General features: G+C 67.3%; 26 protein-coding genes and 1 pseudogene. 11 read left to right on the top strand and 16 right to left on the bottom strand.

Annotation, left to right across the window (positions count from 1 at the left end; genetic code table 11):
- Nucleotides 1–624 precede the first annotated feature (624 nt).
- The 3 genes from ACIBO2_RS29210 (at nt 625) to ACIBO2_RS29200 (ending at nt 2,768) form a co-directional block, all read left to right on the top strand.
- On the top strand, nt 625–876 hold the full coding sequence (locus ACIBO2_RS29210; protein WP_397300885.1) for a hypothetical protein: 252 nt from the start codon (nt 625–627) through the stop codon (nt 874–876).
- Nucleotides 877–1,105: 229 nt separating this feature from the next.
- Nucleotides 1,106–1,516, top strand: coding sequence for a hypothetical protein (locus ACIBO2_RS29205; RefSeq protein ID WP_358552865.1), 411 nt, complete (start codon nt 1,106–1,108; stop codon nt 1,514–1,516).
- A gap of 916 nt (nt 1,517–2,432) precedes the next feature.
- Nucleotides 2,433–2,768, top strand: coding sequence for a hypothetical protein (locus ACIBO2_RS29200; protein ID WP_358552867.1), 336 nt, complete (start codon nt 2,433–2,435; stop codon nt 2,766–2,768).
- Between the two features lie 381 nt (nt 2,769–3,149).
- Here ACIBO2_RS29200 and ACIBO2_RS29195 read toward each other — a convergent pair whose 3' ends face one another.
- From ACIBO2_RS29195 to ACIBO2_RS29140, 12 genes and pseudogenes are all read right to left on the bottom strand, one after another.
- Nucleotides 3,150–4,382, bottom strand: a complete 1,233-nt coding sequence (locus ACIBO2_RS29195) for a serine hydrolase domain-containing protein (protein WP_397300881.1) — start codon at nt 4,380–4,382, stop codon at nt 3,150–3,152.
- Nucleotides 4,383–4,621: 239 nt separating this feature from the next.
- A complete protein-coding gene (locus tag ACIBO2_RS29190; RefSeq protein ID WP_357619408.1) occupies nt 4,622–5,131 on the bottom strand; it encodes a DUF5946 family protein in 510 nt (169 codons plus the stop codon).
- 10 nt (nt 5,132–5,141) lie between these two features.
- Nucleotides 5,142–5,465 (bottom strand): annotated as a pseudogene (locus ACIBO2_RS29185) (transposase); the annotation flags it as partial.
- A 212-nt stretch (nt 5,466–5,677) separates the two neighbouring features.
- The gene (locus ACIBO2_RS29180) at nt 5,678–5,830 is read right to left on the bottom strand and encodes a hypothetical protein (protein WP_358552913.1); all 153 of its coding nucleotides are present in this window, start codon (nt 5,828–5,830) and stop codon (nt 5,678–5,680) included.
- 133 nt (nt 5,831–5,963) lie between these two features.
- Nucleotides 5,964–6,566 (bottom strand): hypothetical protein, encoded by a 603-nt coding sequence (locus tag ACIBO2_RS29175; RefSeq protein WP_358552871.1) that lies wholly within the window; start codon nt 6,564–6,566, stop codon nt 5,964–5,966.
- Nucleotides 6,567–7,117: 551 nt separating this feature from the next.
- Nucleotides 7,118–8,092, bottom strand: a complete 975-nt coding sequence (locus tag ACIBO2_RS29170; protein WP_397300877.1) for an NmrA family NAD(P)-binding protein — start codon at nt 8,090–8,092, stop codon at nt 7,118–7,120.
- Between the two features lie 46 nt (nt 8,093–8,138).
- Complete coding sequence (locus tag ACIBO2_RS29165) at nt 8,139–9,173, bottom strand: alpha/beta fold hydrolase (protein WP_397300874.1); 1,035 nt, start codon at nt 9,171–9,173, stop codon at nt 8,139–8,141.
- A gap of 209 nt (nt 9,174–9,382) precedes the next feature.
- Complete coding sequence (locus tag ACIBO2_RS29160) at nt 9,383–9,544, bottom strand: hypothetical protein (RefSeq protein WP_358552877.1); 162 nt, start codon at nt 9,542–9,544, stop codon at nt 9,383–9,385.
- Nucleotides 9,541–10,419, bottom strand: a complete 879-nt coding sequence (locus tag ACIBO2_RS29155; protein WP_397300870.1) for an alpha/beta fold hydrolase — start codon at nt 10,417–10,419, stop codon at nt 9,541–9,543. Before ACIBO2_RS29155 ends, ACIBO2_RS29160 begins: the two co-directional genes overlap by 4 nt.
- Before the next feature lie 28 nt (nt 10,420–10,447).
- Nucleotides 10,448–10,588, bottom strand: coding sequence for a hypothetical protein (locus ACIBO2_RS29150; protein WP_358552879.1), 141 nt, complete (start codon nt 10,586–10,588; stop codon nt 10,448–10,450).
- A 257-nt stretch (nt 10,589–10,845) separates the two neighbouring features.
- Nucleotides 10,846–11,415, bottom strand: coding sequence for a TetR/AcrR family transcriptional regulator (locus tag ACIBO2_RS29145; RefSeq protein ID WP_397300867.1), 570 nt, complete (start codon nt 11,413–11,415; stop codon nt 10,846–10,848).
- A 276-nt stretch (nt 11,416–11,691) separates the two neighbouring features.
- A complete protein-coding gene (locus ACIBO2_RS29140; RefSeq protein WP_358552883.1) occupies nt 11,692–11,979 on the bottom strand; it encodes a hypothetical protein in 288 nt (95 codons plus the stop codon).
- A gap of 70 nt (nt 11,980–12,049) precedes the next feature.
- Between ACIBO2_RS29140 and ACIBO2_RS29135 the strand changes: the two genes are divergently transcribed.
- Complete coding sequence (locus ACIBO2_RS29135; protein ID WP_397300864.1) at nt 12,050–12,460, top strand: hypothetical protein; 411 nt, start codon at nt 12,050–12,052, stop codon at nt 12,458–12,460.
- A 355-nt stretch (nt 12,461–12,815) separates the two neighbouring features.
- On the opposite strand, the gene ACIBO2_RS29130 is transcribed toward ACIBO2_RS29135, so the two are convergent.
- The gene (locus ACIBO2_RS29130) at nt 12,816–13,916 is read right to left on the bottom strand and encodes a 4Fe-4S binding protein (RefSeq protein ID WP_397300862.1); all 1,101 of its coding nucleotides are present in this window, start codon (nt 13,914–13,916) and stop codon (nt 12,816–12,818) included.
- A 132-nt stretch (nt 13,917–14,048) separates the two neighbouring features.
- Nucleotides 14,049–14,171 (bottom strand): zinc-binding dehydrogenase, encoded by a 123-nt coding sequence (locus ACIBO2_RS29125; RefSeq protein WP_397300860.1) that lies wholly within the window; start codon nt 14,169–14,171, stop codon nt 14,049–14,051.
- A 298-nt stretch (nt 14,172–14,469) separates the two neighbouring features.
- Here ACIBO2_RS29125 and ACIBO2_RS29120 point away from each other — a divergent pair, with 298 nt between their 5' ends.
- A complete protein-coding gene (locus ACIBO2_RS29120; RefSeq protein WP_397300857.1) occupies nt 14,470–14,910 on the top strand; it encodes a MerR family transcriptional regulator in 441 nt (146 codons plus the stop codon).
- 26 nt (nt 14,911–14,936) lie between these two features.
- On the opposite strand, the gene ACIBO2_RS29115 is transcribed toward ACIBO2_RS29120, so the two are convergent.
- Nucleotides 14,937–15,266 carry a putative quinol monooxygenase gene (locus ACIBO2_RS29115; protein WP_397300854.1) on the bottom strand — a complete coding sequence of 110 codons (330 nt, stop codon included), beginning with the start codon at nt 15,264–15,266 and terminating at the stop codon, nt 14,937–14,939.
- 64 nt (nt 15,267–15,330) lie between these two features.
- Between ACIBO2_RS29115 and ACIBO2_RS29110 the strand changes: the two genes are divergently transcribed.
- From ACIBO2_RS29110 to hemE, 3 genes are all read left to right on the top strand, one after another.
- Nucleotides 15,331–15,690 (top strand): MerR family transcriptional regulator, encoded by a 360-nt coding sequence (locus ACIBO2_RS29110; RefSeq protein WP_397300851.1) that lies wholly within the window; start codon nt 15,331–15,333, stop codon nt 15,688–15,690.
- 55 nt (nt 15,691–15,745) lie between these two features.
- A complete protein-coding gene (locus ACIBO2_RS29105) occupies nt 15,746–16,252 on the top strand; it encodes a hypothetical protein (protein WP_358552897.1) in 507 nt (168 codons plus the stop codon).
- A gap of 519 nt (nt 16,253–16,771) precedes the next feature.
- Nucleotides 16,772–17,974 (top strand): uroporphyrinogen decarboxylase, encoded by a 1,203-nt coding sequence (hemE, locus tag ACIBO2_RS29100; protein ID WP_358552899.1) that lies wholly within the window; start codon nt 16,772–16,774, stop codon nt 17,972–17,974.
- Nucleotides 17,975–18,173: 199 nt separating this feature from the next.
- On the opposite strand, the gene ACIBO2_RS29095 is transcribed toward hemE, so the two are convergent.
- A complete protein-coding gene (locus ACIBO2_RS29095; RefSeq protein ID WP_358552901.1) occupies nt 18,174–18,782 on the bottom strand; it encodes an XRE family transcriptional regulator in 609 nt (202 codons plus the stop codon).
- A gap of 112 nt (nt 18,783–18,894) precedes the next feature.
- Between ACIBO2_RS29095 and ACIBO2_RS29090 the strand changes: the two genes are divergently transcribed.
- From ACIBO2_RS29090 to ACIBO2_RS29080, 3 genes are all read left to right on the top strand, one after another.
- The gene (locus ACIBO2_RS29090) at nt 18,895–19,713 is read left to right on the top strand and encodes an MBL fold metallo-hydrolase (RefSeq protein WP_358552903.1); all 819 of its coding nucleotides are present in this window, start codon (nt 18,895–18,897) and stop codon (nt 19,711–19,713) included.
- 87 nt (nt 19,714–19,800) lie between these two features.
- Entirely contained in the window at nt 19,801–20,394 is a 594-nt protein-coding gene (locus tag ACIBO2_RS29085; protein ID WP_358552905.1) for an Imm21 family immunity protein, read from the top strand.
- A gap of 138 nt (nt 20,395–20,532) precedes the next feature.
- Nucleotides 20,533–20,859 (top strand): phosphotransferase (locus tag ACIBO2_RS29080; protein ID WP_397300845.1); only part of this gene is annotated, 327 nt, incomplete at its 3' end.

The following is a 20,859-nucleotide window of genomic DNA, read 5'->3' as shown; positions in this document are numbered from 1 at the left end:
TTGTCAACGAGATACCGCCCCGTCCAGGCGGTGATGGTGGAGCGGCGGTATGTGGTCGAGTGAGACGAGGTTGCTGTACGGACTGCTGTACGGCTGCGTGCCTCTCAGGCGCCTACGCGGATCATCGTATGCCGCGCCTCAGACGGCCCCCGCAGGTTCCCCGCGGAGTGGGTTCATCGACTCCGAGAGCGCCTCGGTGGTGTCTGGGTAGAGTCGTCGGCGCCCACGATCCTGGAAGCTACGCGATCACGGCGGTCCTGGTCGGCATCTTCGTCGCCATAGCCGCGCCGCCGCGCGGCGCGACATCGGCTGCTCGAGCTGCATGTGCCGGCCAGCACTCGTCCATGTGCCGCCGGGGAGGCGGATGCCGTGGCAGGCGCGGGGACGGCCACGACGACCGCCAGGGCCACCAGGCCGTCGCGATCCCTGGTCTCCGCTAGTGCGGGCCCTCCAGGCGAATCTGGACGGGGCCGTCGAGCGGCGCGCCCAGCCGCCATCCCTCCAGGGATGGCGTCACTCCCCCCATCTCTTGAGTGAGGCGAATATCAACTAAAAGTAATTACATTACTACTCTAAGTGACGGCATGGTGTTCTTGGTTTGATCCACTTCCCGGAGGAACACCCATGCTGCTTTTCCCCCGTCTGCTGTCCGCAGCCGTCCTCGCCACCGCCATCAGCGGACTCCTCGCCCAGCCGACCGCGGCCTCCGCCCGGCAGATCGCTGGGCCTGCGGCCCAGGCCGGGACCCCCATGTGCATCGACGCCCCCAACCGCACCAACGGCACCGATGTCCGCCTGTGGCAGTGCATGAACCACAACAACCAGAAGTTCGTGATCGACAGCGGCCAGATCAAGGTCAAGGACACTCTGGCCTGATCGCGAGGAGCCCGCACCGGAAAGCCGGACCAGGCACCGCCGTCACGGCCCCCGTTCTCCTTGGCTCAAGGCGAGCTGGGACGATGCCGTCGCCGGCGACGTGCTGCAGGTTGCCGAGGATGCGGGCGAGGCTGTTGCGATCGCCCCGGCCAGCACCTAAGAGCGACCTGCCCCAAGCCGAGCACGCCCTCGACCAATTCGCCCAGCCAAGCAGAAAGGCACGACCGCTATGAAGCACCTCGCACGCCTGGCCGCCACGGCAGTGGCCACTGTAGCGATCGGCGCGCTCGTCGGCACAGTGTCACCCGCCCAAGCCCGCACCGCGCAGGCCGCCGCGCAAGACACCTTCTCCTTCGTAGGAGCCCTGACAATGCCCTCCCCCAAGGACATCGGCCTGCGCTGGCGCGGCACCTGCGAGAAACCCGAAGGGAGAATCGTAGGTTTCGTCTACGAGGGGACGTGGTCAGCCAAAATCGACGACGATTGCAGCCCTCAGGGAACCTGGGAGACCAGCATCGGAGTCTACGACTACGAAAGTAAAGGCTTGAGGATCGGGCAGCCCTTCACGTACCAGGCCACCTTCTTCGAACCGTCCGGCACCCACACCTATACCGGTGAGGCCATACTGCACTGGAGGTAGGACACAAGCCAGCCAGGGCTAGCCGGACTGCGATGCCCGGGTCCGGCTAGCGCCCACGGCCCGTCGGCGTCCTCGATCACGCTCCCGTCTCCTCGCTCACCAAACTCCATTGCCTCTTCCTCAGCCATGTGTGGCCGCACTCGCTGCACTTGTAGTAGCCCGACCGCGGCGACCATTCCAGGTTCCGCTGCCCCCAGCCGGGGCAGCGGGCCGGCATGAGCGCCGCGCCGAAAATCGCGGCACTGCGCGGCGGGCATGTCACCCTCGCCAGGCCCGCTGTTCCTGTCCGAGCGGCGCCCTGTCCGAGCGGCGCCCTGTCCCGGCGCGTCGGCCGGCGGCCGGCGACATCTGCCCGCACACCGGCCGTCGCCCGCCTCAGCTACGACCGCGCCCGCCTGCTCGACACCCACGCCAGCCTCGACCGGCACCAACTGCGCGAGTCTCTCGACGTAGATGCCCTGATCCGGGGTGAGACGCAGCGTGTGAGCGATGGCTTCGAGGACCGGCTCCGCGGATGTCAGGCGTCCCTGCTTGATGCGGATGTACTAGTCCTGGCTGATCGCCGCCCCGGCTGCGACCTCCTCCCTTCGCAGGCCGGCGACACGACGCGTCCCCGGCTCTCCCGGGGGGCAGCCAAGTCGGTGGGGTCGAGATCACTCTCCGGGTCTATGCCCACGTGATCCGCGCAGCGGAAGCGTCGGCGGCGGACATCTTCGCCCAGGCGATCAACGAGTGAGCACCCCTTGTTAGCAGCGGTGTCAGCAAGATCCAGATATTGCCAGGACAAACACAAAGGCCCGTTCCAGGTTTTCCCTGGTAACGGACCTTGATGCTGTGTGCGGCCGGAGGTACTCGAAACCTCAACCTTCTGATCCGTCGGAAAGGGCGGACGCTTTGTCAGCGGAGCTTCGCCCAGATGAAGCAGCGGATGCTGGTCCGTAGCGCGGGGTTACGTATGGCGGTCGATGCCGCGCATGCCGCGATCATCGACCGGTGCGGGAACGTGATCGGCAAACGGCAGATCGAGGACCTGGTCATCGCCGCCGCGGCCGATGTCGAGGCCTTCTACACCGCCTGTGTCCCACTGCTGCGCACCGCCGCCCAGGAGCCCGAGGGTCGGGCTTGGAACGGGCGGGCTCCCTCAGCTGCCGGTAGCCTCCGGATGTGTCGAAGTCACGAGGCGGAAGCCAGCCCGCCGATTCCGGATCACCGGCGGTCGGACGATCCGCGTCGACGTGCCACTGCGGCTTGAGTGGCCGCTCCGGTCTGGATCCGCAACCGGTGCGGTTCTGCTCGATCTCGCTGCCGGGCGGAAGCGAGGTCTCGACGCGGACCAGTTCTTGGCGGGCGCATATCTTCGTCGTCACCAACAGCCTGCGGCTTCGCCGCTTCCGCCCCACCTCCTGGCCGTGTCGCCATCGGTCACGTCCATGCGGTAGCCGACCACGGGCACCGTGGCGATCAGCCATGGCTCGCCGGGTCGGCGCCGAGCATGAGGATCGCCGCTGCCGCCGCCGGAGGCGATGATTCGTCGGGCGATCTGGTTGCCAGGCCGGGGAATCCACCCGTCCCGAGCCAGCGGATTTCCCAGCCCGCGCCTCTTTCTTCAGGTCGGCTATGCCATGGCCGCGCGTCAGCCGCCACCACCGCCGCCGGGTGAAGCCCCGATGATGGCCCGCGTCTGCTGTCCGGTGATCTCCTGCAGCGGTATGTCGTCGTAGTTGCTGAGGACGACGCCGACCCATCCGGCGTCCGGGTAGATGCTCCAGTGGGTGGAGCTGCCGGGGTGGACGCCGCTGCGCGAGAGCTCCCACTGGCCTTCGACGATGTGGGCTGTCGGCCCGTAGGTGCTGAACCCCGGGGAGCCTCGGAAGTTGGGGGCCTTGACCGAGGTGAACACGTCGGCCCAGGCCGGGTCGAGCACGGTGCCGTCGTACAACGCTTCCGCGAACCGGATCAGGTCCGGTGCGGTGACGAACCCGCCCTCCGGGACGAAGTTGCGGGCATTGTTCCGGCCCGCCAGACCCGGGCTCGGGCTGTCCTTGTCCAGATTGCGGACGGCGTCCACCCAGCTGCCGTCGGCCTGTTTCATGTACGAGTGCGCGATGTGCTCGTCGGCCAGCCACTGCGGCCTGGTGTAGTACGCCGAGCCGGCCATGCCGCAGCGCCCGAAGATGTGCTCACGCACGTAGTCCCAGAACGTCATGCCGGTCACCGCCTCGACGATCTGCACAGTGACATCCGCGCCCCAGCCGGGTTTCTCCGAACCCGCGCCGGGGGCGGCCACCAGCTTCGCCTGCCGGGTGTACTGCTGGTAGTACTCGTGCTGCTCCTCCTTACTGCGGAAGACGCGTTTGTAGTCGTGCTCCGGAAAGGACAACCCGGAGGTGCCCATGAGTAGGTGGTGGATGCGCACCTGCTCAGCGATCTCCTTGGCGAAACCGGTCAGGTAGGTGCCCACCGTGTCCCACAGTTTCAGCTTGCCCCGCTGCGCCAGTTGCACAATGGACAGGCTGACGAACGGTCCGCCGTAGAGGTTGAACGCGACACCTTCGTGGTTACCGATCCCCTTCTCCTTGTCGGCCATGCCGTAGCTGCGCGACAGCACCGTCCGGCCCCGGTGCGACAGGAGTACCACTCCGGAGAACTTGTCCTCGGCGGCCAGCTTCGCCACGTACCGGTCGTAGGCCCCGCCGGGCCGGGTGTCCGGCGGGATCCGGTCCTGCTCGGACGGCTCGGACGCGGCGGCGGGGGCGGTGCCGAGCCCGGCGTCTAACAGCGTGCCGGCCGCCATCGCACCGGCAGCCAGCCCGCCCCATCCGAGCAGCCGCCGCCGCTCGACACCACGTACGGAATCCGAGCCCATGTCATCGCCCTCCCCGCACTAGGCAGGAGGCGAGTGCTCGTTGAGGGACGCGATGGTCCCGCGCGCTGTTGGTCATGGCTGCGATATTTCGTCGCGAATATCACCGGCCCGCGCGCGTGATGTCACCGTTTCTCGACAACCCCTGATCTCGACCGGGACTCCGTGACAGTGGGCACGCTAGGGCGTGTTTCCCGGAGTTGACGGTGGCTGGATTCGGCTCTGTGCAGGATCTGCTCGGATCAGGAGTGTGGGTGCCAGGAACCGAGCTGGGCGTCGGTCATGGTGGCGATCTCGTTGTGGACGTGGCTCCAGGCGGCCCATACGCTGCGGCCCCAGGTTTGGACCAGGTCGATGTGCTCGCCCACGGAGGAGGCCATAGTGACGTCGAAGACCGTGACCTTGCCGACGTTGTCTGGCGGGGTGAAGCGGGGCCAAGACGGGACGGTGTTGGCCAGGTAGCCGTGGGCGTTGCGAGCTTGCAGACCGGTGAATCCGCGTTCAAAGACCAGGTAGAGGCCGTTCAGCGCGAACGCCACGGCGATCGGTTTGGTGCCTGCGCTGACGTGTTGGGCGCCGTAGGCGTCCACACAAGTTTGGTGCCAGATGGCGAGCCGGGCGGGATGGGCATGGTTGAACGCGGCGACCTCGCCAGAAAGCCGCAAGCACTCGGGCGAGGCGTTGTATCGGGTTTCGTTGCTCGTCCGTCGTTCGTCGGGCAGTTCAAGGCGGCACCCGGGGCACACACTCATGCGGTTCAGGTTATGTTCTTGATCGCCGAACCGGGTCGCGGAGCCAGATCTTGATGGACGCGACGTCGATGGTTCCCTGGTAGATGCGTTCGCGCTTATCGAAGCGCGTGGCCACCGCCCGGAACTGCCGCAGCTTGTTGAAGCAGCGCTCGACGGTGTTGCGCTCCTTGTACCGCTCGGCGTCGAAGTTGGGCGGGCGGCCTCCGGCCGAGCCACGCTTGAGCCGATTGGCCTTCTGGTCCTCTTTGACGGGGATGACCGCCTGAATACCATGTCTGCGCAGGTGGGCACGATTGACCTTGGAGGAGTACGCCTTGTCGCCCATCGCGCGGCCAGGCCGCTTGCGGGGACGGCCGCGCCCCGCGGCGCGGGATGCGGATGGACTCCATCAGCGGAATGAACCGTGGCGAGTCGCCGTGCTGACCCGGGCTGGTCAGCCGGGTGACCGGCCGGCACCGCCGGTCGGCGACCAGGTGAATCTTGGTGGTCAAACCGCCCCGCGAGCGTCCCAGTCCCTCGCGGCCCTTGCCCGTGGCCGGATTCTTGTCATTCGATCCCGCCCCCTGTGGGATCGTCGCGGGCCGGTTCGTGGGCGGCCCCAGCGGCGTGCTGATGGGCGCGGGCGACGGTCGAGTCGGCTGACACCGTCCAGTCCTTGCCCTCGATCTCATCGCACCCAGCGCGCAGCCCATCCAGCACACATCAGGACTTACAGGACAGCCAGTTCAAGATCCAGGAAACACGCCCTAGGGCCGTTGCGTGAGGGGGGTTTCTCGTGTTCGGACCCCTTAGCCGATCAGATGTCTTCGCGGCCCCGTCGTCCTTCAGCTTGTCAGCCGGCAACGGATGGATACCGGGCTGCCGCAAGGTCCTCGGCGAGATCCTCCACGGCAAGATCAGCGTTCAGCGCGGTGACCACCGCCGGCGTCAGCGGACGGAGGGCATAGACGTGCCGCACCGCATCGAGATCCACGGGCACCTCGTAGTAGTCCTCCGCGAACCGCCGGAACGCCTCCGGAGACGGATCGACGAGCCGTGCGAACAAACCCGCCGCACCATCGGGATCGCTCACACCGTCCGGGTAGTCAATCTCACCCACTCGCCAGCGACCATCGCCGACCTCACGCCATAGGCAGGCGGTCACGACCGGCATTCCGTCCTCGTCGCAGAAGGCCGGCTCCTCCACACAAGGGCGGAAGACCTCGGGGACGGAGTCGAGCACCCCCGGCCACGGCCCGTCGTTGCTGTATGGGCTCATCGCTGACTCGTGGTCGAAGCCGCGGATGTACGCACCCGCCGCGGAGAAGACAATGGAGTACGCGTCTCCCGAGCCGTTGCGCATCGAGGCCATCTCCTCCCCAGGACTCCAGCCCGCGTCGAAGGAGTGGTAGCGGCTGGACCATTCCGGGCTCAGGATGGCCTCCAGCACCGCCATGGACCGGCACAGATCGCGAAGTACCGGGACATCAGGCAGCAGCCGGGCCACATCGTGAGCAGTCATGAGCCTCATCACCGGATACCTTGCCGTTCGCCTCCGACGAGCGTGCCTGGGATATCCCAGCCGCAGCTTGACATGATCGTATCGCGAGCGACAGATGCGTCGCTGGTTCGGCGTTCAGCTCACCGAGCTGGACGTCGGCCAGTTGCCGTCACTGTGGGGCGCGGCGATGCGTCCCGTACGGGTGTGGGCACTCGACCGTCGATCGCACCCCGCCGCCGACGGCATGGGCGAGAGTACTTATGCCATGTCGGGCGGCCTCGCCGCCGAGGTCGCGGGTGCTGTCGCCGCTGCCGCGCAGGATGACCAGCGGTATGAGCTCGGGTATGGACATTGCCGCCGATCGGACAGATGGAGCGGGGACTGCAGCACGCGCACCGTGGCCGGTTGCGCCCTGCGCCGGACCAGGCGGACCATTGCGCGGATGCCAGGCGGTGAAGTCCTCATCGCTCCGCAGGCACTCGAGATGGTCGTGGACGCTAGGCGGCTCAGGCAGTCGCCATTTTCCGGATGCGCGGATGATTCTCCAGCGCCCACCGCACGGTCTTCGGCGGGCGCCCGAGCAGGGTCTCCAACTGGTCGGTGACGCCGCGGTACCCTCCACCGCCGATCAGCCGGGTCAGGGTCTTCATGTGCTCCGCGGTGTGCGGATGCTCGGCCAGGGCGGTGTCCACGTAGGCCTCGTTCCAGGTTTCGACATCTTCGGGAATGTAGGTGACCGGGCGTCCCAGCACGGCCGCGAAGTCCTCTGCGAACCCGTGCATGTCCTTCAGTTCCGGACCGTTGAGCTCGTAGGACTTGGAGATGTGCGGTGCCGGGTCGGCCAGGATCTTCGCGCATACCTCCGCCACGTCATAACCCGCGATGGGCGCGAGCCGGTGGTGGCCGAAGGGCAGGCGCAGTTCGCCCTTGCTCAGCGGCTCCAGCGCCAGCCAGGTCATCAGGGGGTTCTCGACGAACATAGCCCCCCGGATGTTGACAGTCGGGAGGCCGGACCACTCCAGCACCCGCTCCGCGATCCAGTGGGCCCGCTGCTGCGGCGACCAGTCCGCGACGAGTCCGCCGAGCCAGGCCCGCCGCTCTTCCACCGGTGCGATCATTTCGTCGAACGTCATGAACGACTGCTCGAACTCGGAAATGTTGACGAAGACCTCGATGTCGCCCTGGGCCCGCGCCGCCGCGGCCATCAGGCTGACGGCGTCGGTGTAGTACGGCGACAGGCTCATGCTGAAGTAGATGCGTCGGCAGCCTTTCAGCGCGGCGGTCACGTCGGCGATGCTGAGCAGGTCTCCGACGAAGACCTCTGCCCCGGCCTGGCGGAGTGCGTGCGCGCGTTCGTCGTCCTGTCGCACGAACGCGCGCACCGGGTGCCCTTGGTCAAGCAGCATCTCGACGATCGTTCGGCTCACAGCACCGATTTGGCCGGCGGCTCCGGTGATCAGGATGGGATTGCGTTCTGGCATCGGTGTGTCCTTTGTCGGGTTGGGTCGGGTCAGCTGTTCAGCGGTGTCATCGGGGCGCCGAGCCGTCGATGCGGGCGAGGAAATCGAGGAGTGCGGCGTTGACCTCGGCGGGACGCTCCTGCTGCGTCCAATGGCCGCAACCCGGCAGCACCACCGGGCCGTGCAGTTGAGGCGCGAGGGCACTCAGCGGGTTGCCCGGCCCGCCCTGGCCACGCAGAAGATCGCTCAGCGAGTCGCTCCCGTCGGGGCCGCGCAGTGAGGTGACCATGTCACGGTCTCCCACCACGTACAGCGCGGGGACGTCGATCCCACGCCCCCGGAAAGGCGCGAGCAGTTCGTGGTTGCGTTCGATGTTCCGGTACCAGTTGAAGGCTCCGGTGAAGGCCTGCTCCCCGTGCAGGGCGAAGTCCTCGGCGTACGCCTGGATGTCCTCCTCCGTCAGCCAGACCGGGAGAGCGGGCGAGGCCGGCATGGTGTCCAGGAGGCCCAGCCCGTCGGGTATGACCAGCGGGCGGGGCTCCCTGCCGAGCGGGTTGTCGCCTGAGGCGCCGACCAGGAGGCGGCGAAAGGACTCTGGGATGTCCTTGGCGAACTCCGCGTCGGCGACTCCCGGCTGCTGGAAGTAGATCTGGTAGAAGCCCTCGCCGTACTGGGTGCGGGTGATCGAGGGCGGGACCATCCCGCCGGGCAGAATCGGCGGAATGCTGAGCCCGGCCACCGCGCGGACCTTGTCCGGGCGCAGCATCGCCGCGGTCCAGGCGACGGGTGCGCCCCAGTCGTGACCCACGACGACCGCCTGCTCCTCCCCCAACTCCTCGATCAGGGCGATCACGTCGCCGACGAGGTGAAGCAGGGTGTACGAGGAGACGTCCGGCGGCTGCTCACTGCGGGCATAGCCGCGCTGGTCGGGGGCGACGACCCGGTATCCGGCCGCTGCCAGCGCCCCGAACTGGTGACGCCAGGAGTACCAGCTCTCCGGCCAGCCGTGCAGCAGCAGGACCAGCGGCCCCTGCCCCTGCTCGGCGATGTGCAGTCTGACTCCGTTCACTTCGACGAAACGGTGGATGAGCGTATTTTCCACGAGCATTCCCTTTGAATCGTTGAATCGTTGAATCTTTGAATCGGCGAGAGCGCGTGCTACTTCTTCAGCTGCGCGTACGGAGCTTCCAAGCCATTGGAGGCGCTGTCACGATTTGCCACCACAATGAGAAACCGATCGGTTTCCACCACCATAAACCGATCGGTTTCCTCTTGCAAACGCAGGTGAGCCAAACCATCACCACGTGAGTGTCAAAACTGAACCAATGAGGTCAGGATCAGTGAGCACACCGCCGCGACCACCGGTAAGTGGACGATCATCGTCGGAGTCGTGATGGCTGGTGCCTGACTGATGGAGTCGAATTCCAGGAACTCCTGCAGGCCCACGAGTGCCGCTTCGCTGCGATAACTCAAGCCACCGAGGCCAGCAGGTCGGCCACGACCTCCGGCCTCTCCAGTGCGATGAAGTGGCCCGCTCCCGGCACCTGCGTGAATTCGGCGGCAGGCAGCAGCTTCTTGTTAGCCTCCCGGTCCGACCGCCGGGACCAGTCCTTGTCCCCGTAGAGGAGGTGAATGGGAGCCTTGACCGCGGAGTAGCGCGCACGGGCAGCAATGAGACTGGGCAGGCTCTGGTACACAGCCCGGGCAACGGTCGGGTAGCCGGGCCGGCCGCCTACCTGCAGGAGTTCGTCCACGTAGTCCGCCCGCAACGCGCTCTTGTCCACCAGGCCGCCCTGCAGAACCCTGCGGAGGACGGGCTTGGGCTCCACCCCGGCGACCACCGGGCCCACTCCCGGAGCGAGAACACCGCCGACCACCACACGGGCGAGGAGACTGGATCGGGCGATTCCGCCGCGGAAGTCGTAGGTATTCACCGCGACGACGCGCCGTACCCGCTCCGGCAGATCGGCCGCGGCCGTCAGGGCGAGCACCGCCCCCATGGACTCCCCGACCAATGTCACGTCATGGAGGTCGAGTTCGGTGAGGAGCCGTTCGACGCCCGCGCGCATCGCCGGCTCCTGGTACGACGCACCAGGCACGATCTCGGAGTAGCCCATCCCCGGGAGATCGAGGGCGTACACGGTGTACTGGCCGGAGATCAAAGGGATGAGGACGCGGAAGTGCTCGGCCTGCGTTCGCACGGTGTGCAGCAGGACCAGGGGAGCGCCCGTGCCCGCTTTGAGATAACGCAGCGCCCCCTCATGGCCGTGGCGCCCTCCGCGCGGGGCGATGGTGTGGCTGGTGGTCCCCGGAATGAGGATCGTGGGGCGCGCCTCTTGACTGGGCATATCGCCGACTCCTTAGGACGGGCGGGCCTCAGCCGGCCAGCTGGTTGAGCTTGCGGATCTGCTTGTCGAAGACTCGGGCAGGAGCGATGCGGCGCAGCGTGCCGGCGCGTCCGGCCATGGAACCGGCGGTGTAGCGCAGCTTCGGGTCGGTCGCCGCCTCGACGATCACCTTGGCGACGATGGCCGGGGCGTCGCCATCCTGGACTCCCTGGCTCAGCGAGAAAACCGATCGGTTTCCCTCATCGTAAACCGATCGGTTTCCACGTGCAAGCTCAAACGGGAAGCTGACCCCGGCCGCGTAACGCTTCGTTCAGGTTCGCGGCAGCCGCCGAGATGCAGGCGATGGCCAGATCGCGGGAGCCGCTCCGGCTGCCAGGTGCCATCCCCTCGTATCGCACATCAGTGCCATCTCGAAAAGGCGACGTGTCAGCGCATGCCTGCCGCATCGAGCAGGGTAACCACGGTGGGCGCGATGAGCCCCGTCAGGTTGTCGGCTCCGATCCCCGCGCGAGCGCTGGCGCCGTCGAAGACCACGCTGAGCTGCCGGGCCAGCAGATCCGGGTCACTCGCCCCACCCTGTTCGGCCTCGGCACGGAAAAAGGCCATCAGGTTCGCCTTGACCCGGTGCGCCACCCGGCTCGCAGGGTGGCTCTGGTCCTTGAGCTCGATCTGCACCGCCAGGTACCGGCAACCTCGGAACTCGGGCGCACCCGCCTGCGCCTCCACCTGCTCGAAGACGTGCAGGATCCGCTCACGGGGCGAACGGCCATCGCCCACCGCGGGCAGGAGCTTCGCCACGAAGGCAGAGGAACCCTGCTCCAAGCTCGCCGCCAGCAGTTCGTCCTTACTCTCGAACAGCTGGTACATGGAGCGCTTCGACACCCCCGCCGCCTTGCACAGCGCCTCGACGCCGATGCCGACACCGTCTCGATAAGTGAGCGTCGCCGCCGCCTCCAACAGCCGCTCTCGGGAACTCGGCTTCGCCTCGATGGTCATACCGCGAGGATAACGCGGTTCCGACGAAATGAAAACCGATCGGTTTACAAGCGCGTTTTCAGGTGATACCCGACGCCGCGGCGCATAGCCGAGCAGACACCTGAAGTCCGCGCAGAGGACTCAGTGGCAGCTCCGGAGAAAGACCGTCACCGAGCCTGACCATGTGCACCCCGCCCGCCCCCAAGAGGACGACGCGCAACGGCCCCGTCCGGTTTGAGGATGTCCCCCACCTCGGGACGACAGTCTTTCCAGACTTCCTCTCGGCGGGGGCCGGCCCTATCCGCTCAGTTCGCCGAGTGCGCCCATCGCCTGATCGAGGAGCCCGGACAGCGGGGTTGTCCCGTCACTGGCGGCCCAGGCGTCGCTGAGGAGCCGCATCAAGCTCAGGGCCCGCTCGGGCTCGTCGGGATCGGTCTGGGCGACCACGTCGAAGGCGCGGCGCAGCGAATCCCACGGCCGCTCGCCTGCGGGGCGGGCGTTGAGCGCTGCGGCGACCTGGTGGCCGACCTCCCCCATCTTGTCGAGGACGACCTCCTCCTTGGTGCCGGGCCTGTCGCGTGCCACTGTCGCGCGGCGACAAGGTCGCGGCGACCGCCCGCAATGCCGATTCCCTGGCCCGACCTGATCGCAGCGCATGGCGACGCGGTCCTTCCGCTGGCCCTGGACGTCACGGACAAGGCCCGCCGCGACCGAGGCCGTCAAGCAGGCCCACGAGCACTTCGGGCGCCTGGACGCCGTCGTCAACAACGCGGGCTTCGGCCTGTTCGGCACCGGCTTCGCCACGTCCTCCGCCTGGTCCCAGCCGCTGGCCGCCTACGACGGCGTACGGGAGGCGGTCAACGCCGGCTTCGCAACCATGCCCAGTCCCGACCCGGCCGGCGTCGGCACGGCGCTGCTGAAGGTCGTCGACGCCGACAATCCCCCGCCGCGGGTCTTCTTCGGCTCCTTGCCGCACCATGTCGTCCCGCAGGTCTACGCCGAGCGGCTCAAGACCTGGCAGGAGTGGGCCGAGCTGTCCGCCGAAGCCGAGACCAGCCAGGGTTGAGCACTGCTCGCCGCCTCCCCTCTCCTCCAAGGCGTCGGCGGCCGGTATTTCGAGGACTGCAACGAGGCCGGGAGATCGCAGGACGAACAGGCCTATCAGGCCGGAAGCGTCAGCGGTGTGGCCCCCTACGCCCTCGACCCGAGGCCGCCGAACGGAGCTGGGAAGTGAGCCTCAACGCGGTGCGATTCCACTGATGCGCCCGACTGACCACCTAGGGCTGCCCCTTAGGCCGTGGTCGGGCATCCCAAAGAGCTGAGCGGAAGTATCACTGTCCCGCGTCCGGTCCGCTCGGCATCACTCTGAGCACCGTGACATGTACCCCAGCGGCGATGACCGCAGCCGGGAGCGCACCGGATCAGGAGGATGCGGGGCGTCGCGTCGGAGGCTGCCAGCCGCCGGTGACTTCTTTGACGGGCTTGTGGGGGAAGCGGCGCTGGGCGTATTCCTGCGCGTGCGAACCCGGCAGGACGTAGAGGGTTTCCTCCTTGTCCTGGAGCGGCCGCAGCACGGTGTCCATGAAGGTCTTGCGGTCCTCAAGGTACGGGCCCAGGACGTCCTCGCCGCCGGGGCAGACGGCCAGGCAGTAGCCGGACTTGTAGCCGGGGGGAGAGGTCAGGCTCTGCCACATCGAGGCGCTCTCGGAATCGGTGACCCGGGAGCGGTAGTCGGCGGCGTCCTGGCTGTCGGCCACGGTCTGCGCCCAGTCGGTGAACCCGCTCATGAACTCACGGTAGTTATGCGTGGTGCAGGCGAAGAAGTCGAAGTCTCCGTCTTTGCCGATGGCGCCGACCGGGCAGGCGGCGACGCACAACTTGCAGTCGATGCACGGGTTGTACTCCAGCGCCTGCCCGTACCCGCTCACCTGGGCGTCCACCAGGACGGTGGCCAGCAGCACGAAGTCGCCGAACTTCGGGTGGATGACGTTGCGGTGCAGGCCCATCACGCCGAGCCCCGCGGCCACCGCGACGGTCTTGTGCGCCACCACCCAGATCCGGCCAGGGTAGCGGCCCATCTCCTGAGGGAAGCCGACCGACGGATTGAGCGCGCGATAGCCGGCGTCCTGCAGTGCTCGGGTGACATTGCGGGCGGCGTGGTTGGCCTGCTCGTCGGTCTGGTGGAACTCCTGGTTGGCCACGCTGCGGGCCGGGGAGCGGCAGTTGTCGCGGTTCATCCGGAACACCATCGCGATCAGGGCACGGGTGCCGGGCAACGCGGCCAGCGCGTGCTCGCGCTCGCCGGCCAGGTTGGGGTGATCCAGGCTGACCGCGGCCGCGTCGTCCGCACCGGCCGCCAGGCACAGCTCGCGCAGCCAGGCCGCGTCGATCACCGCCGGCGGGCTCGCGACGTCACCAGCCCTGCGCCGGGCGAGTACGGCCTGCACCGACGGGTGCCCTGCCAGCTTCGGCGGCAGCTTCGGATCCGGCGGTTGCCGCTCGGCGTCGCGCCTGGTAGCCATCGCTCCCCCTGGTGGGTTTCGTTTTCGGACTCGCCTCCATAGCGAGAAACCGACCGGTTTCCATCACCGTAAACCGATCGGTTTCAGCGCGCAAGTCCAAACGATGGGCCCCCGGCCGTAGACGCGTCGGCGTCAGTGGCTGGTGACGACCTTGCCGAAGTGGGCACCCGTCGCCAGGTGGGACGCCGCGTCGAGTGCCTCTTCGAAGGGGAAGACGCGGTCGATCACCGGCCGCGGCTTGTGCGCCGTGATCACACTGACCCCGACGTGCCGGTCGAGCTCATACTCCAGGCCCCCGCCGCGCCGCTACCGGCCGACAAGTTGCGCGCCGCGTTGGAGGCGAGCCAGCGGGTGAAGGTCGCCGAGCGCACCTTCTAGAGTTCACACCGAGGCCTCCAGCGGAGAACCAGTGAAGGTCTCGCCTGTCTGGCGTGCCGCGACGAAGCCGCCGGGGCATGCGGGCAACGTGAAACCACCTCCAGGGGGCTCGTGGGGCACGCCGCTACGCTAAACCTGACATCGGTGCGAGAGGCAATCCGGGATGGAGGTGACCGTGCGGATCGGTGATCTCGCGCAGCGGACCGGGGCCAGTGTGCGCTCCCTGCGCTACTACGAGGAGCAGGGCATGCTCGCCAGCCAGCGCAGTGCGAGCGGGCAGCGCCACTACGGCGAGGACGCTGTGTGCCGTGTGCTCTTGATCAAACAGTTCTTCGCCGTCGGAATGACCGGCAAGGTCATCGCCGCGCTGCTGCCGCACGTCAAGGACTCCGGGGAGCGCTGCCCTCCGGCGGTACTACGCCAGCTCACCGCGGAGCGCGACCGCATCGACGCCCAGTCGGACGAGCTCGCCCGTACCCGGCAGACCCTGGACGCTCTGATCAAGACCACGCAGGAGGCCATGCGTGGCGCCCCCATCCATGAACACCACCTGACCGGCACGTCAACGCGCCCAACACGGTCAGCGCCCACAGCCCCGATGGGTGGTCGAGTCTGACTCCGTGAGAAACTCTGCGAGCCTGGTCAGGCCGCGATGGCCGGATAGGGACTCCTCATCGTGCCGAAGTAGGCATCGGGTGCTCCTTCGATGTGCTCAGGCAGTTCGTCCATGAAGACGCGCAGCAGTGGGGTCGCGTTGTGCCGGTCAAGGTCCTCCTGCGAACGCCAGACCTCATAGAGGAAGAATCGGCCGTCCTGCTGCTCGTGGAGGTGGTATTGAAGGCTGCCCTGGTGCCCTCGAGACGGCTCGACGAGGTCCATCAGGAGCTTCCTGAGCTCGTCGGCATGTCCGGGCTTGGGGGTCAGGAATCCGTAGAGCGAAACGGGCGCTGGTGCGGTCGAAGTCGTTGTCATGTGAGCAACGCTAGGATGTGACATCGGTGTCAGATTCAAGCCGCTGCACTATGAGGTGGGTCACATGAAGATCGGGGCTCTGTCCCGCGAAACAGGCGTGGCCGTACGCCTCCTCCGCTACTACGAGGCCCAGGGGCTGCTCACCTCCCACCGCAGCGAAGGCGGCCACCGCCATTACGGCCCCGAGGCCCCCGCCACCGTCGCCCGCATCCGCACCCTGCTCGCCGCCGGCCTGCCTACCAAGGTCATCCGCGAGCTCATGCCCTGCTTCGTCGGCGACGGCAGCGAACTCCAGGCCTGCGTTCTCGACCACCTCAGAACCCAGTACGCCGAGCTGGACGCCCGCATAGCCGACCTCACCCAGGCCCGCACCGCTCTGGGCGACATCCTCGATGTCTCCACCCGAGCACTCACCCACGTCTAGGGCGCGTATCGGAAGGTTGGCTCAGGTGAGCATGCGGGGGTGGAACTATCGGTACGTGGGACCGGCCGATCTCAAGGCCGCGATCCGGCCTGGCAGCGGCGGCTGCCGGATCGGCTCGGCGGCTGATTTCGACCGCTGGGTCGCCGAGCGTTCTGCGGCGGAGCTGGTTGAGCCGTTCACCTTCGTGGTCGGTGCGGACGGCGTGCTTCGGCTGGCGCCGCGACGAAGCGAGCATGTGGCCTGTGCGGGCGGACGATCGGTCCTGAGCGCCGGCGAGATCAGCTTCACCCGCGAGGCAGGCAGATGGGTCGTGGGCGACGTCAGCAACCATTCAACCGGGTACTGCCCGGACGTTAACTCCTGGCCATCGGTCGCCCAAGCTCTCGATTGTGCAGGGCTCGGGCGTCCGTCCAGTTTCACGCACGAAGTGGTGTTCCGACGCTGTCCTGGGTGCCAGGAGCACAACATCGTGCGCGAGAGCGACTTCGTCTGCGTCTTCTGCGGCAGTGAACTGCCCGAGAAGTGGAACGTGGACCTGCTGATTGAGAGCGATGGGTCATAACCACTCGTTGGCGGTCTGCTAATCCCCGGTAGAACTCGGTCAGCAGTGGAACCAGCGCGTCCCACGCATGGGTCGATGAGCCGGAGTCGTGGACGAGCACGAGTGCGGGAAGTCGCAGGGGCCGACCTGAGACACGTGGATGTCACCGCCCTCCAGAGGAGGGATCGAATCCTTGGCGTCGCCGTTTATGCGCGGTTCCCCGTCGACGGATGTAGCAGTCGATCGCCGCGTTCTGCTCGCCCGAACGTCCATGGCCTGGGGTCTGTGTGGCATCTGGCTGTCCCACGCTTCCTTGGAGAGTACGACCTGGACTACATGTCTTCGGCAGGTCGACGCCCCACAATCGTGAGTTCGCACCTGCCGTCCATGCCGGGCCGGTCAAGGTCGGCAAGGTCTGTGCAGGCGGAGCCTGCCTGGGTGGGGCGTCGGAGCGGGGCGAGGCCCTTCAGGGGCCGGGGCTTTGGCCCGACTGGAAGCAACGCCTGAGCCCTGAAGATCTAGGTAGTGGGCGTAGATAGGGTGGTAGCGCACACCTTCGCTTGTAGGGGCGCGTGTGCTGATCGGGCCGGTTGGGGCTCGCGTATCTGGGCAGGACGGAGGCGCGTGGGCGTCGATATGCGGGAAGAGTCGGACGTCGATCGCGTGCCGGGCGAGGCGAGGCCGAAGAAGCTGCTGTTGCGTGCGCTCGCGGGCGAGCGCACCGAGCGACCACCGATCTGGCTCATGCGACAGGCCGGACGCTATCTGCCGGAGTACCACGACGTCCGCGAGGCTGCGGGCGGAATGGTGGGGCTGTGCAATTCGCCCGAGCATGCGGTCGAGGTCACCTTGCAACCGCTCCGGCGCTTCACGCTCGACGCCGCGATCCTGTTCGCGGATCTTCCCCAGATCGCGGCGGCGTTGGGGCAGACCTTGGAGTACCGGGTCGGTGACGGCCCCGTCCTCACGCCCCCGATCCGTTCGACTTCGGACATCACCGAGTTCTTGAGCGCGTCCCGCTTGCACGAAGAACTGGCCCCGATCTATGAGACCGTCAGACGACTCACTCGCGCGTTGCCTGACGAGGTCACGTTGATCGGCTATGCCGGTGCGCCGTGGACGGTCGCGACTTACATGGTCGAAGGGCGCGGCGGCGCCAGCTCAGAGCACTCCGTCGTCAAGCAGTGGGCGCTGAGCGATCCGGAGGGGTTCCAACCCCTGATCGACCTGCTCACGGCGGCCACCATCGAGTTCTTGGACCGTCAGATTCAGGCGGGTGCCGAAGCGATCCAACTCTTCGAGAGCTGGGCCGGAATACTCCCCTACCCGCTGTTCCAGCGTTGGTGCGTCACGCCGGTTGCCGCCATCGTCGCGGCGCTGAAGGCGAAGCATCCGAGTGTTCCCATCATCGCCTTTCCACGTGGCGCGGGGCTCGCCTACAACGGCTTCGCCGAGGCGACCGGCGTGGACTGCGTCGGGCTCGACTCGACAGTGCCTGTGGAGTGGGCCGCGCAGAAGGTGCAGCAGGCACTCGGCCGGTGCGTACAGGGCAACCTCGACCCTCAGCTCCTGGTCGCGGGCGGGCCCGCACTCCACGCGGAAACAGACCGCATCCTGAACGCGCTCAGTGGTGGCCCGTTCGTGTTCAATCTCGGACACGGAATCGTCAAGACCACACCTCCCGAGCATGTGGCCGCTCTCGCCCAGCAGGTACGGTCCTGGTCCGCGGCTTTGACGCAGTAGAGAGCCTGAACAGGTCGGCGTCGGCTAGAAGGAAGCCCGTTGGCGAGCAGTGCCGGGTCAGTCGGTGCCTGGCCGCCGACGGTCAGCCGCATGGGTAACGACACGTCGCGGAGCTGCTCGCAAGTCGGCTTTCCCGAAGAATGCCGTGAGTACGGCGATGCCCTAGCCAGCTTTGTCCACGCTCGTAAGCTGCGGCCGATCAGGTTCTACGTGAGATGACCATGATGTATTCGCAGGGAGCGTTCGTTCGGTTGGCGAAGCCGTGGTCCGCGTCGGCTTGGAAGAACAGGGAGTCGCCTGTGTTCAGGGTCTCGTTGATCCCGCCGATCGCGACGGTGAGGGTGCCTTCGAGCACCACGAGCTGTTTCTCCGTGCCCGGCGGATACGCGGGCAGCAGCCCGGTGGAGACCTGCGCGGGGAGATAGTGGACGACCATCTCGGCTCCTCCCGCGCCCGGGGCCGCTGACACGATGTGCCGCTCGAAGCCGGTTTCCGGGTCACGGAAAACGGGGCGATCGTTCTTGCGCATGACAATGGCCACACCAGAGGCGGCAGCAGCCGGCGCACCGATCAGGTCCGAGAGCGACGCGTCGAGCGCGTGGGCGATCCTGGACGCGACGCCGATCGTCGGGCTCTTCTCACCGCGTTCGACCTTGGACAGCATCGCCCGGCTGACCGACGACTGTGTGGACAGCTGCTCCAGCGTCAGACCCGCCTCCTCGCGGCGTCGCCGCACGTTACCGCCGAACGCGCCGGCCAGGTCGTCACCGTGCTGTGATTCGGCCGCGTTTCCGTCTTGCTCGACCACCGTGCTCCTTGATCGTTGGGTACCTCGCTGCCCACAGTGTAGGGTTTCTCCTAAAGAAGATAGGATCTTCTATCGGAGACGCGCGATGCGCGCCCACCACGACGGAGGTTCCATGCGTTTGATCTCAAGTGGCCAGCTCCATGCCACGTTCGAATTCGGCGATCTGCAGGTGATCTCGTTGCGAGACGGATACATCGACATGCCGCCGACACGGCTCCGCGACCAGGATGGGCGCACGCTCGACGAGCTGCCCGCCGCCGTCCCGCTGGCCGGCGACAACTTGCGGCTGTCGGTCAACGCCTTCTTCGTCACCGACGGCACGCGGTCGGTTCTCATCGACACCGGCGCGTCCAACGCCTGGCACGACCCCACCATGGGATTGATCTACGACGCGCTCGACGAAGCGGGAATCGACCGCGCGCATGTCACCGATGTGGCCATCACCCACAAGCACGAAGACCACGTGAGCGGCCTGATCGCGCCGGACGGTTCAGAGGCGTTCACCAAACTCGAGCGCGTGTGGATCGGCGCGGGCGACACCTCGGTGTTCACGGGGCGGCTCGAGCCGATCCGCGGCCGGGTCGTACCCGTGTCGGAGAAGGTCGCGATCAACGACTGGATCACCGCGATCCCGACACCGGGCCACACACCCGGTCACACCGTCTACGACGTCAGGAGCGGCACCGGCCACCTTCTCGCCTGGGGCGACACCGTCCACGTACCCACGCTCCAATTCGATCAGCCGAACGTGTCCTGGGAGCTCGACGGCAACCAGTCCCAGGCCCGCGCCGCGCGAGCGGCCCTCCTCGAACAACTGACTCGACCACACCACTTCGTGGCCGGCGCCCACCTCGACTCACCCGGCATCGCCCGCGTAGCCCCCTCCGGCGACGGTTATGCACTGGAATACCTCGCACCACCGATCGGCTGATCGAGCCTGTCGGCTCCGGGCCACGCTGGCCTGGTGCTGAGACCGGGCCGAGAGCTCGTTGTCAGTGGTCGAGAGGACACTGGCGTCGTGAAGACGTTCTCCTCCACCACCGCCAGTTCACGCGAGCCTTTCCCTGTCTGGGTCGATTCGATGGGCGGCCCGCTGATAGCCGTGCCCGTTTCCGCGCTGGCCCAGTGGCGTGGTTGCACGGAGTCGGGGATGGTCATCGGCGACGGGGACGTTCTGGACGACTACGACCGCGCCTGCGGGGTGGAGGGTCTGGCGGGAGCGGTCGCTGTCGGCGAGAAGGGCGCCCGCGGACTTGTCCTGGCGGATGAGCCCGCTAGCAGCTGCTATCTGCCGGAACACCGAGCGTTCGTTCGCTGGCTGGGTGCCAACTGCGAGGCCGATCTGATTGCCGCAGCCCAGGCGGTGCTTGCCGACCCCACCACCGTGTGGAAAGACTGCGGCGTCTGGGAAACGGACGGCCCGGCGGTGCTCATTGACTCCGTGACAGCCGGGGCCGAGCTGGGCGTCGAGTTCCCGAACGGCGAAGGCCTGCCGGAGCAGGCCCCCGTCCCGCTCGGGCCCGGCAGCTGGATGGTCCGCGCCGTCTACGCCTCACCGATCGAGGACACCTCGGTGGGTGTGATCCAACTTCTGCCTCAGCCATCGAACTGACCGAGGTGCTCCCTCGGTGGGGAGGGGATCAGGACGGCGTACCCCGGTGGACCGCCGCCGAGCGCCGGGCAATGAGGTTGTCGAGGTGGGCAAGTTTCACCTCTCGCTCCGCCTGCCGCCTCAGTACTGTGATTCCGCATGACCGACACCGAGTTCGAGATCACCGCGGACCTGGTCCGCGAGTTGCTGCGGGAGCAACATCCAGACCTTGCGGGGCTGGCCATCCGCGAGGTGGTGGGCGGTTGGGGCAACCAGATGTGGCGTCTCGGGGACGAGTTGGCCGTGCGCATGCAGCGCATGGACCCCACCGGGGAGCTCCAGCTCAAGGAGCGGCGGTGGCTACCCGTGCTGGCCCCGCGCCTGCCGCTCACGGTGCCGACCCCGGTGCGGTTCGGCGAACCGTCCGAGCGCTTCCCCAAGCACTGGACCGTGATGACGTGGGTTGCCGGTGAGCCGCTGGACCAC

Source organism: Nonomuraea sp. NPDC050022 (assembly GCF_044460705.1).
Taxonomy (GTDB): Bacteria; Actinomycetota; Actinomycetes; order Streptosporangiales; family Streptosporangiaceae; genus Nonomuraea.
This window is presented reverse-complemented; position numbering and strand designations above follow the sequence as displayed.